Source organism: Streptomyces stoeckheimensis (assembly GCF_045822005.1).
Classification (GTDB): Bacteria; Actinomycetota; Actinomycetes; order Streptomycetales; family Streptomycetaceae; genus Streptomyces; species Streptomyces stoeckheimensis.
This window is the reverse complement of sequence record NZ_CP169550.1, coordinates 2,012,872-2,028,811: the sequence shown is the minus strand read 5'-3', so window position 1 is coordinate 2,028,811 and position 15,940 is coordinate 2,012,872. Positions and strand designations below refer to the sequence as shown.

General features: G+C 74.2%; 10 protein-coding genes. 6 read left to right on the top strand and 4 right to left on the bottom strand.

Going from position 1 to position 15,940, the window contains the following annotated elements; all coding sequences use genetic code 11:
* Nucleotides 1–56 precede the first annotated feature (56 nt).
* The gene (locus ACE1OC_RS09475; RefSeq protein WP_407836639.1) at nt 57–1,553 is read left to right on the top strand and encodes an NAD(P)/FAD-dependent oxidoreductase; all 1,497 of its coding nucleotides are present in this window, start codon (nt 57–59) and stop codon (nt 1,551–1,553) included.
* Nucleotides 1,554–1,562: 9 nt separating this feature from the next.
* Nucleotides 1,563–1,940, top strand: coding sequence for a VOC family protein (locus ACE1OC_RS09470; protein ID WP_407836638.1), 378 nt, complete (start codon nt 1,563–1,565; stop codon nt 1,938–1,940).
* A 42-nt stretch (nt 1,941–1,982) separates the two neighbouring features.
* Here ACE1OC_RS09470 and ACE1OC_RS09465 read toward each other — a convergent pair whose 3' ends face one another.
* Entirely contained in the window at nt 1,983–4,298 is a 2,316-nt protein-coding gene (locus tag ACE1OC_RS09465; RefSeq protein ID WP_407836637.1) for an immune inhibitor A domain-containing protein, read from the bottom strand.
* Nucleotides 4,299–4,566: 268 nt separating this feature from the next.
* On the opposite strand from ACE1OC_RS09465, the gene ACE1OC_RS09460 reads away from it, so the two are divergent.
* From ACE1OC_RS09460 to ACE1OC_RS09445, 4 genes are all read left to right on the top strand, one after another.
* Entirely contained in the window at nt 4,567–5,820 is a 1,254-nt protein-coding gene (locus ACE1OC_RS09460) for a hypothetical protein (protein WP_407836636.1), read from the top strand.
* Entirely contained in the window at nt 5,817–7,931 is a 2,115-nt protein-coding gene (locus ACE1OC_RS09455; protein ID WP_407836635.1) for a hypothetical protein, read from the top strand. Before ACE1OC_RS09460 ends, ACE1OC_RS09455 begins: the two co-directional genes overlap by 4 nt.
* 130 nt (nt 7,932–8,061) lie before the next feature.
* Nucleotides 8,062–9,156 (top strand): AAA family ATPase, encoded by a 1,095-nt coding sequence (locus ACE1OC_RS09450; protein WP_407836634.1) that lies wholly within the window; start codon nt 8,062–8,064, stop codon nt 9,154–9,156.
* Nucleotides 9,153–12,833 (top strand): SAV_2336 N-terminal domain-related protein, encoded by a 3,681-nt coding sequence (locus tag ACE1OC_RS09445; protein WP_407836633.1) that lies wholly within the window; start codon nt 9,153–9,155, stop codon nt 12,831–12,833. Before ACE1OC_RS09450 ends, ACE1OC_RS09445 begins: the two co-directional genes overlap by 4 nt.
* A gap of 12 nt (nt 12,834–12,845) precedes the next feature.
* Here ACE1OC_RS09445 and ACE1OC_RS09440 read toward each other — a convergent pair whose 3' ends face one another.
* The 3 genes from ACE1OC_RS09440 to ACE1OC_RS09430 all read right to left on the bottom strand — a co-directional run bounded on the left by ACE1OC_RS09440 (nt 12,846) and on the right by ACE1OC_RS09430 (nt 15,836).
* Complete coding sequence (locus ACE1OC_RS09440; protein ID WP_407836632.1) at nt 12,846–13,610, bottom strand: class I SAM-dependent methyltransferase; 765 nt, start codon at nt 13,608–13,610, stop codon at nt 12,846–12,848.
* A 139-nt stretch (nt 13,611–13,749) separates the two neighbouring features.
* Complete coding sequence (locus tag ACE1OC_RS09435) at nt 13,750–14,574, bottom strand: hypothetical protein (protein WP_407836631.1); 825 nt, start codon at nt 14,572–14,574, stop codon at nt 13,750–13,752.
* Nucleotides 14,574–15,836, bottom strand: coding sequence for a VWA domain-containing protein (locus ACE1OC_RS09430; protein WP_407836630.1), 1,263 nt, complete (start codon nt 15,834–15,836; stop codon nt 14,574–14,576). Before ACE1OC_RS09430 ends, ACE1OC_RS09435 begins: the two co-directional genes overlap by 1 nt.
* Nucleotides 15,837–15,940 lie beyond the last annotated feature (104 nt).

Here is a 15,940-nt window from a genome sequence, read left to right as displayed (position 1 = left end):
GGGCGCCCCGTCCGGGCCCTGACCAGGGAGCCCCGTCCCCCGTCACACTCGGCGGCATGGACGACGACGCAACGGACAACCACCTACGTACCACCGGCCCGCAGGCCGGACCGCACGCCGGACCGCACGCCGAGGATCAAGCCAAGGATCAAGCCGAGGACCGCGCCGGGGACCATGCCGTGGTCCTCGGCGCGGGCATGGCCGGACTGCTGGCCGCGCGGGTGCTCGCGATGCGGTTCTCCCGGGTCACCGTGCTCGAGCGGGACGAACTGCCGCAGGGCGAGCCGGTGTTCAGGCCCGGCATACCCCAGTCCCGGCACACGCACGTGCTGTGGGCGCGGGGCGTGGAGCTGATCGAGCGGATGCTGCCGGGCACCACCGGCAAGCTGCTGGCCGCGGGGGCGGCCCTGGTCGAATCGCCGCGCGACTTCCTCTGGCTGAGCCCGGCCGACTGGTTCGGACCGGTGCCGGGAGCCAGGGTCCTCCTCGCGAGCCGGGAGCTGCTCGACCGGACGGTGCGTGCGGAAGTCCTGCGCAACCCCCGTGTGCGGATCCGGGGCGGTGCGACGGCCGCCGGACTCGTGGCCGGGGCGGACGGCCGCACGGTGAGCGGCGTGCGCCTGCGCGACGGCGAGCAGCTGGCCGCACGGCTCGTCGTCGACGCGACCGGCCGCACCTCGAAGGCTCCCGCCTGGCTCACGGAGATCGGCCACCAGGCGCCGGCGGTCACCCGCTACGACTCCCATCTCGGGTATTCCAGCCGCTACTTCGAGATGCCGGACGATCCGGCCCGGAGCTGGCAGGGCGTGTACGTGCAGGGCCGGCCGGACCTCCCGCGCGGCGGCGTGCTGATGCCGCTGGACGGGAACCGCTGGCTGGTGACCCTCGTCGGCAACGGCGAACACGCCCCGCCCGTGCGGGAGGAGGAGTTCCTCCCGTTCGCGCGGAGCCTGCGCAGTCCGGCCCTGTACGACGCCATCCGGGACGCGGTCCCGCTGTCCGCTCCCACCGCCTTCCGGAACACGGCGAACGAGTGGCGCCACTACGAGCGCCTGGAGCGCTGGCCGGCCGGCTTCGTGGTCCTCGGCGACGCCGCCTGCCGGTTCAACCCCGTGTACGGGCACGGGATGACGGTCGCCGCGCTCGCCGCGGAGGCGCTGGCCAAGGAGATCCGCACGCTGAGTCCGGAGCAGATCGCCGCGGCCTCCCGCCGGATCCAGCGGCGGACCACCGCCGTGGTGGCCGTGCCCTGGCAGATCGCCACCAGCGAGGACATGCGGTACGCGGTCACGGAAGGTCCCCCGCCGGACCGGGCCACGCGGATCCTGCAGCGCTACATGGCTCGGGTGATGGCGGGCGCCAACACCGACCCGGCGATCGCCGCCCGCTTCTTCGGGGTGCTCTCGCTGACCCGCCCGCCGGGCATCCTCATGGACCCCGTCACGATGGTCCGCGTCCTGTCCAAGCCGCGCCTCCCGGACACCCCGGAAGCCACCGCCTACCCGCCGCACCACGGTCCGCCCGCGGAGCGGGGGGTGCGCCGCAAGGCCTAGGATCACGGCGTGATCGCCGAGATGCAGTGCGTGGTGCTGGACTGTCCCGACCCGGCGGCGCTGGCCGCGTTCTACCAGTGCCTGACCGGGGGCGAGGTCGACCGTCCCGACCGGCGCTGGGCGACCGGCGCGACCTGGGCGACCCTGCACCTCCCGGCCGGTCCGGTCCTCGCCTTCCAGTACGCCGAGGACCACCGGCCGCCCCGCTGGCCGGACCCGGCCCGACCCCAGCAGCTCCACCTGGACTTCGCCGTCGCGGACCTGGACCTGGCCCACGCCGAGGTCCTGGCCTGCGGCGCCACCCTGCTGGACGGGGGCCGGGCGGGCGAGGGCTGGCGGGTCTACGCCGATCCGGCCGGGCACCCGTTCTGTCTGGTGCGCCACTGACCGACGGCCTCCGCCAACCCCGCCCCGTTCAGCTCCGGCAGGTCACTTCGACGGGGTGAGCTGGACCGTCGTCAGGGCCCCGCCCGCGGCCTCCTTCACCACCGTGAGCCGGGTCCCGGTGTCCGGCACCTTGACCCCGAGCTGCGGGAGCTCCGCGTTCCAGTACGTCCCGTGACGGTCGTCGAAGACCGGTACGCCGCTTCGGGCCGGGATCACGGTCGGGACGCCCGCCTTGTGCAGGACGATCCGGTCGCTCCTGCCGAGGGAGAAGGGCGCGTCGAAGGTCTGCGCACGCGCGTTGAGCAGCGTGCCGTCCGCGTGGGTCAGCGGCGCCGGGCGGGAGTCGACGGGCAGCAGCATGCCGCCGCCGGGGTGCGCCTTGGTGGTGTTGTCGCTGTACGCCGTGTCCCAGAGCCAGATCAGCACGCCCTGCTGGTACGGGTAGAACTCCACCTTGTCGCCCGTGAAGCCGAAGTTGTACGGCCCCGTCCGCAGCAGGCTGCCGTAGCCGGTGTAGCGGCGGTTCTCCACGAAGTACGCCCGCGGGTGCTGCTCGCTGCCCGTACGGCCCTCGGTACGGGACCACTTGACCGCCGTCCAGCCGTTCGCGCCCTGCTCCGCCCCGTCGCGCAGCAGCACCCGGCCGTCGTCGCCCGCCGTGACGCGGATGTCGTCGAAGGTGACGCCCTTGCCGTGGGTGTTGCTGTCGGACGTGACGCGCAACCGCAACTGCACCGACTTTCCTGCGAATTGGCCGAGCGGGACCGAGAGCTGCGTCCAGCCCGCCGAGGTGCCGGAGACGCCCTTCGCCCCGATCGGGGTGGCGTCCACCGTGCCCGGCAGCGCCGTCCAGCCGGCTCCGCCGTCCGTGGAGGCCTCCACCGTCAGGTAGTCGAAGTCCTGCTCGATGTCGTACCAGAGGCGGGCGTCCAGGCGGGCCGGTGTCCCGGCTGCGACCCCCGTGAGGTCGACGGTGCGCGTCAGGGTGTTGTCCATGAAGTCGCCCGTACCGCTCCACCACTGGCTGGCGCCCTCGTACGGGTCGACCAGCTCGGTGGTGGTCGACGACGGCGGCAGGTGCACCAGCAGGGCCTGCGGCTCCTCGGTGTTGTAGCCGGACACCCCGAGCGTCGCCCGCGTCGTGCGGCCCGCGTCGGCCTCCGTGTACCGGAGCCAGCCCAACTGCAGCTTGCTCCACGGGTCGAGGTCGCCCGGGAACTCGCCCGTGGAGTTGCGGCCCCTGCCGAGGTAGGACGCCGAGGACATCAGCGACCAGAAGTTGACGCTGTTGTCCCCGTCCGAGCTGTACAGGTCCGGCAGGCCCAGATCGTGCCCGAACTCGTGCGCGAAGAGGCCCGCGCCGCTGTTCTCGCCGCCGGTCAGGTAGTCCCCGGCCCAGATGCCGGTGTCGCCGACCGGGGTGCCGCCCGCCTTGTTGCCCTCCGGGCCCGCGCTGCCGGCCTGGTTCCAGTAGGCGAACCAGCGGTGCGCCCACACGGCGTCCTTGCCCTGCGCGCCGCCGCCCCAGGTGCCGTCCTTGCCCGCGTGGACGACGACGAGGTGGTCGAGGTAGCCGTCCGGCTCGTCGAAGTTCCCGTCGTGGTCGGCGTCGTAGCGGTCCCACACGTCGTACTCGGCGAGCTGCGCCTTGATCTGTTCGGCCGTACGGCCCTTCGCGCGCTCGGACTTGTACCAGGAGTCCGTGGCGTCCCGGATCATGTCCCAGTTGGTCCGGCACTGGCCGGACTCGGAGCAGTTGTCGGTGCCGTAACGGGCTTCGTTCCAGGGGAGTTTGACCCAGTCGGTGACCGTGCCGTCCATGTCGTACCGGCCGGAGGACTGGAGTCGGTAGTAGGCGCGCAGGGACGCCGACTGCGGGTCGGTGGAGAAGAACTGCTTCTCGTAGAAGGACCGGTCGAAGTCCTTGCGCCACAGGGTGTGGTTGTCGTCCGCGGCGGGCTTGCCGATCGTGTTGTGGGCCGGGCCGGGGGTGCCGCCGAAGCGCGGCTTGCCCTCGAACTCCGTGGTGTTGTCCACCTGGTCGCCGAACTCGGCGAGGATCACGAAGACCTTGTCCTTGCGCTCCTGGGCCAGTTCGACGTACCGCTTGCCGATCTTGGCCTGGCGCGGCAGCCTGCCGTCGGTCCCGGCGCGCAGGCCGCCGGGACGGCCCGCGGCCACCTCTTCGAGGGCCTGGCGGCGCAGGGCCTGCCGCTGGAGCTCCAGGGGTGCGGGCGGCGGGGCGGCCCGATCGGTCTGCTGCTGCCCGGCGGGCGTCGGCGTCGGCGCCGGGGTCGGGGGTGCGGTGGCGGCGAGCGCGGGGGCGGCGAGGAGGGCGAGTGATATCGCCGCTCCCACCGCAGCGAGTCTGCGCAACGTAGCGGGCCTTTCTGGAGGTTCCGGCCGGTCGGGTTGATCGGAGCGGGAGTAATATTTCACATGTGACAGGTGATTGATAGGTGTGGGGGAGGGGAACGGGGAGCGCGCCCGAGCGGGGCGGGACGTGTGCCCGAGTGGGGCGGGACCTGCGCACCGGCCCGCTCGAACTCGACGTTCCGAGGGCCCCGTTCACCGCGCGGCGCTATCGTGCCGAGCGGGGACGACGGTGCGAGGGGGCGGAACCGCGATGCGATTTCTGTTTGTGCACGGCACGGGGGTGCGGCGCGAGCGGCACGACACGCTCTTCGCCCTGGTCCGGGACCGGCTGACCGCCCGGTTCCCCGGGGCGACCGTCGACTCCTGCTTCTGGGGGGAGCGGTACGGGGCCACCCTCAGCGCCGACGGGCGTTCGGTGCCCGGCCTGGGCGCCCCCGGTACGGCCCCCGGGCCCGACGAGGAGGAGATAGCCGAGTGGGGGCTGCTGATCGCCGACCCGCTCTGCGAGCTGCGGGTCCTGGCGGAAGCCGGCTGGGACACCGCGGCCGGCGGCCACCCCGATGACGACCCCGACGGGGACGCGTTCGCCATGCCCGGCGTGCAGTCCGCGGGCGACCGCGTGCTGGAGCTGCTCGCCGCGGTCCGCGGGGTCCCCGACGGCGGCGAACAGGCCGCCCTGCTGCTCGGCACCGGCCTCGCCGCCGGATTCCCGGCCGCCCTGGAGGGCGTCTCCCGCTCCGCCGAGGCCGCCCGGGCCGGGGACCGGGCCGTCGGGGAGACGCAGGCCCGGGAGCTGGCCAAGGCCCTGGCCCGTGCGGTGACCGCCGCCGCACTCGCCTCGGCCGGAGCCGAGGCCGACTGCACCGGAGCCGAACGCGACCGCCTGGTCGAGCTGATCACCGCCCGTCTCGGTGGCGACGCCCGGTTCCCCGGCGCCCGCGCCGCCGCCGTCCTCGGCCGGCTCGCACTGCGCGTCACCACCCAGCCCCTGCTCAACGCCTGGCGCGGCTCCCTCACCGTCGGGGCCACCCCCGCCCTCGGCGACATCCTGCGCTACCAGGCCCGGGGCGCCGACCTCCGTGCGTTCCTGCACGAGCGGATCACCGCCGAGCCCGGGCCGACCGTCCTCATCGGCCACAGCCTCGGCGGCATCGCCCTGGTGGACCTCCTCGCCCTCGCGGCCGCCCGCGGCGAACCGGTGCCCGGGGTCGAACTGCTCGTCACCGTCGGCTCGCAGGCCCCCTTCCTCTACGAACTCGGCGCCCTGGCCGGGGTCGTTCCGGGCACCAAGCTCCCGTACGCCTTCCCGCGCTGGCTCAACGTCTACGACCGCCAGGACGTGCTCTCGTACCTCGCCGAGCCCGTCTTCCCCGGAGACCCGCGCGTCAGCGACCAGGAGATCGGCAGCCGCCAGCCCTTCCCGGCCTGCCACAGCGCCTACTGGAAACAGGACTCCCTCTACGCACGCATCGAACGGGCGGTGGCCGAAGCGGAGATCGGGTGAACCCCCTCGACCTGCTGCCCTCCGAGCTGGGGCCGCGCACCTTCGCGCTCGTCGCCGGGGTCGAGAAGTACAAGATCAGCCACCACTGGAACCTGCGCGGCCCGGCCCGCGACGCCCTGCGGTTCGCCCGCTGGCTCACCGGGCCCGGAGGGGTGCCGCCGGGCCACGTACGGCTGTTGCTGTCCCCGCTCGACGACCCGGACACACTCGACTGGTCGGCCTCCGCCGGTCTGGAAGCCCTGCGCGGTACGCACCGCCCGGCGACCGAGGCGAACACGAAATCGGTGCTGTTCGACGAACTCCCCGCATGTGACGGCGATCTGCTCGTCATCTTCTGGGCGGGACACGGCTACACCGAACCGCGCCGCGGCGACCTGATGCTGCCCTCCGCGGACGCCGGGCCCGGCCAGATCCTCCACCTCAACCTCGACTCCGCACTGCGCTGGTGGCGCTCCAGCCTCGTCAAGCGCGAGGTCTTCCGCTACCAGGCCGCCCTGGTGGACGCCTGCCGGGTCGACGCACCCCGCGAGGCCCGGTGGAACTTCGGGGCCAACGACTACGGCGGCGGCGCCACCGTCCCGGGGCGCCGCCAGTTCCGGCTGTACGCCTCCCGCGAGGGCGAGGCCGCGAGGAACGACGCCGAACGCGGCGCCGGCCGCTTCACCGAGGAGCTCCTCGCCGAACTCGGCGAACGCCAGGTGCACGAGGCCGTCTCCGGTCTCGCCGAGACCGCCCGCTCCATCCACCGGACCTTCCTGGGCCTGCGCGCACGCGGAGAGGGCTGGCAGCTCCCGCAGTTCGTCGTGGACCGCAACTGGGACGCCTCCTCCTTCCTCGACGACGACGTCCCCGGGTTGGCGCCGCCGCGCGCCGGCCGCCTCGACCAGAGCGCCTGGGACGGGCTCGGCGCGCTCTTCGAGGGCCGCGACCTGCCGCGCTGCGCCTACGAGGCGTACCTGTGGGCCTTCAAGGCCGCCGGCTGCGCCGCCCCCGCCCGGGGCGGGCTGCCGGGCGACAGCCTGCTGGAGGTGGCCCAGGACCTGGACGAACGCCACGGCGGGCCGGGCGGGATGCCGCTCGCGGTGCCCTTCGTACGGTTCCTCGCGGAGCAGGGCGCGGCGGGCGACGAGCGGTGGGCGGCCCGGGTGCGCGACTGGGTGCGCGCCACCCGCGAACGCCTCGGCCTGCCCGCGCTGCCGCCCCCGCCCCCGCCCGCGCGCAAGACGGCCCTGCACGTACGGCTGGAGGCGCCGCCGGGCGGGGAGGACGGCTTCCTCGCCCGGATGTGGCTGCGCCGGGAGGCGACCGAGCTCATCTGGGAATCGGAGGGGGAGCCGGTCCGGCTGGACGCGGTACGGGACGCACTCGTACGGCACCTCGGGGCGGTGGCGAAGGCGTGGGGCGCCGATGCGGAGGCCGGGCGGCTGTCCGGTGCGGTGGAGCGGATCGAGTTCCACGTGCCGTACGAGCTCCTGGACCTGGACTTCGACCAGTGGCAGGTCCCGCGCGGCCCGGGCGGGCGGACCCGGCCCCTGGGCGTGGTCTACCAGGTGGTGGTGCGCTGCCCGCAGGAACGCGAGGACACCGGCGCCGAATGGCGCGGCAAATGGCGCTGGCTGTGGGCCCAGGGCGGCCGGCACCCGGACGCGGTCCGGGTGGTGGCCGACGCGGACGCGGACGACGGGCTCGGCATGGAACTGGGCGCGGGAGCGGCACCCGCGTGCGTACTGGCCCACACCCGGACCGGGGCCCGGACCTCGACGGTGGTGGAGGCCGTCCTCGAGGGCGGCGTCCCGGTGGCCCTCTGGCACCGAGCTCCGGCCCCGACGCGGCCGGGCCGGTCCGGGGGCGCGGGGGGTGCCGGTACGGACGGGTTCGCGGGTGACCTGCTCGCCCTGCTGGCGCCGGCCGGTGAGGACGGGCGGGCGACCGACCCCGGCGCGCTCGACGTGCTCGCGCTGCCCGCCCGCGTACGCGCGGTGCGCCTGGCGGCGGCCGTCGCGGGCGCGGGCGCCCCCGTCGGCGATCGCCGACAGCCGCCGGGGGGAGACCGGTTGGTCCTCCTGTGGGACGATCCCGACGACACCCTCATCCTCCGGTCCCTGGCGTGAACCCGATGCCGACGCCGACGCCGATGCCCGCGCCGATCCCGCACCCGGCTCCGGGGCGGGTCCCGTGCCCGGTCCCGGCTTCCGTACCGATTCCGATGACCGCTCGCAGCGACGGACCGTGATACCGACGATGGAGGCAGAGGCCGTGGTGAAGGACTGGTGGCTGTACCAAGGGACCGGCGAGGCCGCCGAGCGCCGGGCCAGGCTGGAGGCCGGACCGCCACCGCCCTGGCGGGACTTCGAAGGCGTCCCCGACCCGGGATACGCGCCCCCCGGCTGCGAGGGGCCGGCCTGGGAGCGGACCTGGCGGCGCGGCGAGGGCTACGTGCCCGACGAGTTGGAGAAGGACGTGGTCAACACGGCCCTGCACCTGCGGCGGCCGCTCCTGATCACCGGCAAGCCGGGAGTCGGCAAGTCCACGCTCGCCTCCAGCATCGCCGCAGACCTCGGCCTCGGCCCCGTACTGCACTGGCCGGTCACCAGCCGGACCGTCCTGCGCGACGGCCTCTACCTGTACGACGCCATCGGCCGGCTCCAGGAGGCGGGGCTGGAACAGCTGCGCACGCCCGGCGCCGAGCCGCCCGCGGCCCGGGCCCTTGCGGCCTCCGCCCCCGGCCCCGCCGTGGAGGGCGGTCCCTCCATCGCCCGCTACCTGCGCCTCGGCCCCCTCGGCACCGCCCTGCTGCCCCAGGACCGACCCCGCGTGCTGCTCGTGGACGAGATCGACAAGAGCGACATCGACCTCCCCGGGGACCTCCTCACCGTCTTCGAGGACGGCGGCTTCGTCATCCCCGAGCTCGCCCGGCTCGCCAAGGAGGCCCCCACCGTCGCCATCGGCACCGACGACGACACGGAGGAGGCCGTCCGGATCTCCCAAGGCCGCGTCCAGTGCCGGTACTTCCCCATCGTCGTGCTCACCAGCAACGGCGAACGCGACTTCCCGCCCGCCTTCCTGCGCCGCTGCGTCCGACTCCACCTGGACCCGCCGGACCCCGACAAGCTCGCCCGCATCGTGCGCGGCCGGCTCGGCGTCGACATCGAGAACAGCGACGAGTACCGCGATCTGGTCCAGAGCTTCCTGGAGCGCGCCGAGGACGGCGACCTCGCCACCGACCAGCTCCTCAACGCCATCCAACTGCGCCTGGCCGGCGCCTGGTCCGCCCCCGGCGACCGCGAGCGCTTCCTCGACACCGTCATGCACCACCTCACCGGGCCCTCCGCGTGATCGAGAAGCTCCTCGCCGCCCTGGCCGAAGGCGCCGAGGACAACGGCCCGCGCCCCGGGGTCGGGGCGGAGGAGATCGCCGACATCCTGTGGCTCGCGACCCGGGTGGACGCGGCCGCCCGCGGTGAGCCTCCGGCACGGTCCCCGGCGCCCGTACCCGAACCGGCCGCGGACGGGCCGGAGTTACCCGTCACGCCACGCGCCGGCGGCAGCGGCGCCGGCGCACCCGGCGTCCAGTACTTCCCCGCGGCCGGGGCCGCCCCTGTTCCCGCCGCCTGCCGGGCCGCGGGAGGCGGCGCACCGGCCGGCGCACCCATCGGCGCACCCGGCGGCGGGGTCGGCGCCGCAGCCGCGCCGGCCGTGCGCCGGGGCACCGCGGTGCGGCTGCCGCGCGCCGCCACCCTCGACGACCCGCTGGCCCTGATGCGCGCCCTGCGCCCGATCGGCCGCCGCAGCATCGGCGGCCCGGGGGAGGAGCTGGACGAACAGCTCACCGTCGAGCGCAGCATCGAACGGATGGTGCTCACACCGGTCCTGCGGCCCGCCGAAAGCCGCTGGCTGGACGTGGCCCTGGTCGTCGACTCCCACCACTCGATGCTGCTCTGGTCCGACCTGGTGGAGGAGGTCCGCGGGCTCCTCACCCGCAGCGGGGTCTTCCGCGACGTACGGACCTGGCGGCTCACGGGTACCGGCCCCGGCGGCGTGCCCATGGTCGCGCACCATCGCGACAGCCCGCCCCGCAACCCCTTGGAGCTGGTCGACCCGGCGGGCCGACGGCTGATCCTGGTGCTCTCCGACACGGTCGCCGGCGGCTGGCGCGAAGCCCCCCTGCGCGGTGTCCTGCGGCAGTGGTCGGCGCACAACGCCGTGGCCGTACTCAACGTCCTGCCCGAGCGGCTCTGGACGCGCGGGGCGGTCCGGCCGGTCCCCTTCGCCGTCCGCGCCGACCGGCCCGCGGCGGCCACCCGCTCCTGGCAGCGGGTCCCGATGACCCGGCGGGCCCGCGGCGGCGGCGCGGTGATCCCGGTCGTCGGCATCGCCTCCGGGAGCCTGGCCCGGCTGGTGCGGGTGGTGTCCGGCGACGGCCGTTGGCGGCGCCTCGCCTGCCTGCGCCTCGACGCGGAACCCGCGCGCGAAGCCCCGTACGGGACGGGGACGGGGACGGCGCCAGAGGCCCCGAAGGTCCTCCAGGACCCGCTGGAGGCGGTGGAGCGCTTCCGCGCGAGCGCCTCCCCGACCGCCCAGCGCCTCGCCGACCACCTGGCCGCCGTACCGCTCACCCTGCCCGTGATGACCCTCGTGCGCCGCTCCCTGCTGCGGAACTCCGAGCACGGGCACCTCGCGGAAGTGGCCCTGGGTGGACTGCTCGCCCCGTGGGACGGCGAACAGCCCGCCGATGCGGTCGAGTTCGAGTTCCTGCCGGGCGTACGGGAAGCCCTGCTCGGGTCGCAGCTGCGCGGTGACGTGGCCGCGGTACGGGAGCTGGTCCGGCGGCGCGTCGGGGAGTACATGTCCCGCAACCGCGGCACCGGCCGCGACTTCACGGCGATCCGCCGCGGGCCCGGAGGCGGGGGGCGCCGCGAACTGGCGCCTGACGCCATGCCGTTCGCCCAGGCCGCGGGACCGGTGTCGGGGCTGGCCGACCGGGTGGTGCGGGTCCGCTTCGAGCCGCAGCGGGAGCCGCTGGCGGTGGGTGTGCTGCTGTCGCCCCGACTGGTGCTGACGGTCGACGGCGCGTCCCCCACCCCGCGGACGGACGCCTTCGCCTGGGTCAGGGCCGGAGGCCGGGAGGTCCTGTGCCACCAGGCCTGGGGAGACGGGGCGGTGCCCCAAGCGCTCCTGCTCGTCTCCGACGTGGACCTCGTGCACCCGGCGGATTGGACGGAGCCGGCCTGGGCGAGCCCGAGGAGGCACCTCGTCGTGGACGGCACGACCGACCAGGGCGAGGCGGTGGCACTGACCGGCGAGGTCCTCTCGTACCAGGGGGAACGCAACGGGGAACTCGTCCGGCTGTCCGCCGAGCCGGAGGCCTGGACCCTCTACGTCGGCTCTCCGGTCTCCCAGGACGGCCTGCTGGCGGGCATCGTGCACACGGTGCTGCCGGACCGGATGGTGTTCCTGACCGGCCGGGCACTGCTCGATCAGCCCGGATTCAGCGAGGCCGTGGCGGCGTACGCGCGCGCCGGGACCGAGATCTCCGGCGTCTGCATGGCGGTTCGGCCCGCAGGGGCCGTGGGGCCGGAGATCTTCGAGCTCCTCGATCTGGCGAGAAGGGACGGCGAGGTACTCGGGTACCTGTCCGCGCTGGAGGACGGGGTCGTGCTCCTCCCGATGGCGGATCCCGGATCCCTCGGAAAGGCGGGGACGGTGCTGTCCGAACTGCCCGTGGCCATGTCCCGGCTGCGCGGGGGCTCCGCGCGGGAGGTCTCGCTGGGAGTGGCGCTGGCGAGAGGGGAGTTCACGTTCGACGAGGAAGGAGTGCACGGACCGGCGGTGGAGGAGGCCCTGCGGCTGGTGCGCACCGCCGCGCTCGGGGAGCGGCTGAACGCGACCGGTGTGCGGGGGACGATCATCCCCGTGACGGGCCCGTCGCTGCTCGATGTCGGCGGGCTGGGAGCCCTCGCGGTCGCACGGTCGGAGCCGGGACCGGTGACCGGCCCCCCGGGGCTCGGATGGATCCTGCTCGACGACGCAGCCGAGGTGGGGCGGTTGCTGCGCGATGTCGAACTGATCATGGGCGACCCGGCCATCGGCTGGTCGCGGTGCCGGTACGGGAGCCCGGGAGATCCGGCCGGGTGCACCGGCATCCGCCTGCCGGGCCGCCCGCTCTGCCTGGCCCACGTGACGGAGCCGGACCGGATGAGGTACCTCGCGATGATGGCTCCCGGCTCGCGGGTGGACATGCGGGGCACCACCTTCGCCAACGGCCTGCTCGAACGGCTGATGTCTGTGCTGCGCGACCCGGAGACGGGGCACGTGCGGATGGGTTTCGCGCGGTTCGACCGGGCGCGCTTCGTCGACGACTGGGCACTGCCGGGGGGCGAGTTCGAGGAGCGCGCTTGCTTCGACCGGGCCGTCTTCGAAGGCCGGGCGGCGTTCGACGCGGTGCATTTCAAGGGGAGCGCGTCCTTCGGCCGGACCGACTTCCGGCGCGGAGCGACCTTCGACGCGGCCGTGTTCGACCACGAAGCGAGGTTCGTCAGGGCGGACTTCGGGGGCGATGCGGGATTCGCGGAGGCCGTGTTCGCCCAAGGTCTCGACATGACCCGGGCCGAGGTCTGGCGCAGGGCGCGGATGGGCCGGATGCGGGTGCGGGGAGCCGCCGAGCTCGGGCGCGCGGTCTTCCGCGGCCACAGCGACTGGAGGGGGAGCGCCTTCCAGGGGCCCGCCACCTTCGCGTCCACCGTGTGGGGCTCGGGCGCGGTGTTCGACCAGGTCCGCTTCGCGGGCCCGGTCTCCTTCGACCACACCACCTTCGCCGGACTGACGTTCTTCAAGGGCACGTTCTTCGCGGACCGGGTGACCTTCGCCGAGACCGACTTCGCGGACCAGGGGGAGTTCGTGAACGCGACCTTCGCCGATCCCGCGGGGCTGCCCGACACGTGGCGGCCCCTCCTGCCGCCGTCGGGCGCCGCGACGTTCACCCTGGGCGGCGCGCCAGCGGAGGGGCAGAGCTGACTGAGCCCTGAGCTACCCGTTCCGCCGGAGCAGGAAGAAGAGGCTGGGACCGAAGTTGAGGGCGGCCAGCGGGCCCTGGATGCGCTGTTCGACGGCCAGCAGGCGGTCCTCGCCGACGCTGCGCTTCAGTCGGCCGCTGCGCATGTTGGACACCGACAGCTTGTCCTCGACGCGCAGCCCGGCCTCCGCGAACTGCCGTACGACGGTGTCCGGATGGTGGTTGACGAAGGGAATGCCGCCCTCGGCGGCCTTCTCGGCGGAGCGGATGTCCACGGGAGCGCGCGGGATGCCGCGCAGCCGCTTCGCGTAGCGCAGCTTGTTCAGCATGTGCGCGGAGTTGGCCACCTCGATCAGGGCGCGGCCGCCGGGCTTCAGGACGCGCGCTATCTCGCGCAGCGTGGGGCCGGGGTCGGGGAGGTGGTGCATGACGCGGATCATGGAGACGAGATCGGCCGATCCGTCGTCCAGCGGAAGGTGTCCGGGGCGCATGTGGTGCGCCGTGATCCCGGGCCGGTCGGCCAGCAGCCGTCCGGCGATGGCCACGTGCTTGGCGCTCGGGTCGAACATCATGACCCGGTCCGCGTACTCCTTGAGGACCGGGCTCAACCGCCCGAACCCGCCGCCCACTTCGCAGACGAGTCCGTAACGGCTGTCGCCGATCAGGCGTGTGACCGCGGCCAGCTCCGCCGCGTGCTCGTAGTCGCGCCCCTGCCAGTAGGCGACGTAGTCCTCCGACTCGTCGTCGTACTGGTCGCCCCGTGCTCCACCGTCGTCCATGTGCCGCCCCCCGATGCGCATGTGTGGCGCATCATCTCGGCGGATCCCGGGGGAGGCAACGGCTCCGGCGCGTGGATGCCGGGCGGATTCCCGGGTGCGGGGCCTGTCGGCCCCGCACCCGGGTCGCCACGGGCCGGGGTCAGGCGGTGGGCGGTACCCGTGCCGGGCGGCCGGCGCCGCGGGTCAGGCGGTAGCCGCCGATGCCCGCGAGGGCGGCGAGCAGGCCGCCGGCCGCCGTCCAGAGCCAGCGGTCCGACCACCAGGTGCCCGACCAGCCGTCGGCCGGTGCGATGCCGGACGCCGTACCGGCGCCGGGGACGAGCGGAGCGGCCAGGGTGTTGTCGGCCGCGTAGGCGCCGCCGACGTCCTGGGACTCGGCCCGCACGCTGGCCCGTACCGGCTGGCCGAGGTCCTCCGGCGCGAGGTCGGTGACCGTGAGCCGGAGGTAATAGGCGCCCGGCAGCGGGTCGTTGGCCCACTGATCGGCGCCCGAGCGGACCGGCCGCAGGGTGCAGGACAGGTCGACGGTCGCCGCGTCCTTGGCGGCCGTGCCGGTCTGCGTGCCGTACATGCAGGGCTGGCGGCGGCGCAGACCGTCGTACACGTCGAGCTGCCACGTGGAGGCGGAGTGCCGGCCGGCCGCGGCGGGCAGGGTGACCGAGGCGCGCACGGTGGCGCGCTGTCCCGAGTCCAGGGGGAGCACCCAGTAGAGGTAGTCGCCGGTGGAGGCGTCGGCCGTGGCCCTCTCGCCCAACTGGAGCGGGGTGGCGGTACGGAAGGCCGTGCCGGCCTCGGTCGGACCCTCCGCGCCGCCGCTCGGGCTCGGCGACGGCGAGGCCGCCACCCCGAACATGCCGCCGCCCACGAGCAGGGCGGCGGTCAGCGCGCGGCGCACGCGTCGTACGCGAGGGCCGGCCGGGCCGGTCGGGGGCGCGTCGTTGCGTTCACGTCTCAGGGCACTCATCAGTTGGTCCTCCAGACCGCGATACGCCAGCGGGAGACCCAGCCCCACACCAGTCCGGCGAGCAGGCCGGTGAGCGCCAGTACGCCGAGCAGCCACCAGCCGCGTCCGAGGCCGAAGGAGGCCACGTCGGAGGCCGCGTCCGGGCCGTCCACCACGTCGATGGTCAGCTCGACCGGCATGCCCGGGGTGGTCTTGACCGTGGCGGGCGCCGAGAAGGAGTTGCTGACCTGGAGGCACACCGTCTCGGCCGGCTCCTCGTCGTCGGAGCTTCCCGCCTTGGGATAGCGCAGCCCGGACGAGATCAGGTCGGTCCGCCCGTCACCGGCTTCCTGGCCGCGTACGATCTCCCGGCCGCTCAGCGTCGTGGCGCGCAGCAGCACGCCGTAGTCGTTGTTCACCGCGCGGTCGGCGCCGATGCTGACCGAGGCCCGCAGTTCCTTGCCCGGCGCCACGGAGACCCGGTACCAGCGGTGCTCGCCGAAGCTTTCGCGGTCACTGTAGAGACCGGGCTTCAACTCCGGCGCTCCCGTGCACTGCTTGGCGCCCTCGGTGGCCACCGGATTGACCACCGGAGTGGCCGCACGGCCGACCAGCTGCCGGACCCTGCCCGAGAGTTCGGCCGTGTGCTGTACGGAGGTGTACGTACCGCCGGTGGCCTCGGCGATGCAGATCAGCTGGTCGCGGGTCTTGGCGTCGGGGACGAGCCCGAGCGTGTCGATGACCAGGTGGATCCCCTGGGCCGCGATGTCCCGGGCCACTTCGCAGGGGTCGAGCGGGGCGCAGGTGTCCTCGCCGTCGGTGATGAGCACGATCCGCCGGGTGGCGTCGCCGCCCTTCAGGTCCTCGGCGGCTCCGAGCAGCGCCGGCCCGATGGGCGTCCACCCGGTGGGGGCCAGCGTGGCGACCGCCGTCTTGGCCTCGGTCCGGTCCAACGGGCCGACCGGGTAGAGCTGCTTGGTGTCCTTGCAGCCGAGTGCCTTGTCGGGGCCGGGGTAGTTGGCGCCCAAGGTGCGTATGCCGAGCTGCACTTCGTCGGGTACCGCGTCCAGCACCTCGTTGAACGCCTGTTTCGCGGCGGACATCCGGGTCTGCCCGTCGATGTCCTGTGCGCGCATCGAGCCGCTGACGTCGAGCACCAACTCGACCTTGGGCGCTTCCTTGGCCACCGGTTCCCCGGCGGCGGCACCTGCCGGGAACAACCCGGCAGCGAGGGTGACGAACAGGCCGCACGCACTGGCCCTCACCCATCTTCTAGTGATCATCGCCGGATCGTATTGAGATTCCCCGCACCCACCAAACCGAGCACCCGTTCCGGAGCCGGCGCACCGCGGTGGCGGCACCGGATCGATGCCTCCGCATCCATAGG

Bases quoted from the DNA above. Each gene is read 5' to 3' on its own strand.
- ACE1OC_RS09475 (WP_407836639.1), top strand. From the start codon at position 57: ATGGACGACGACGCAACGGACAACCACCTACGTACCACCGGCCCGCAG.
- ACE1OC_RS09435 (WP_407836631.1), bottom strand. From the start codon at position 14,574: ATGAGTGCCCTGAGACGTGAACGCAACGACGCGCCCCCGACCGGCCCG.
- ACE1OC_RS09460 (WP_407836636.1), top strand. From the start codon at position 4,567: ATGCGATTTCTGTTTGTGCACGGCACGGGGGTGCGGCGCGAGCGGCAC.
- ACE1OC_RS09450 (WP_407836634.1), top strand. From the start codon at position 8,062: ATGGAGGCAGAGGCCGTGGTGAAGGACTGGTGGCTGTACCAAGGGACC.
- ACE1OC_RS09430 (WP_407836630.1), bottom strand. From the start codon at position 15,836: ATGATCACTAGAAGATGGGTGAGGGCCAGTGCGTGCGGCCTGTTCGTC.
- ACE1OC_RS09440 (WP_407836632.1), bottom strand. From the start codon at position 13,610: ATGGACGACGGTGGAGCACGGGGCGACCAGTACGACGACGAGTCGGAG.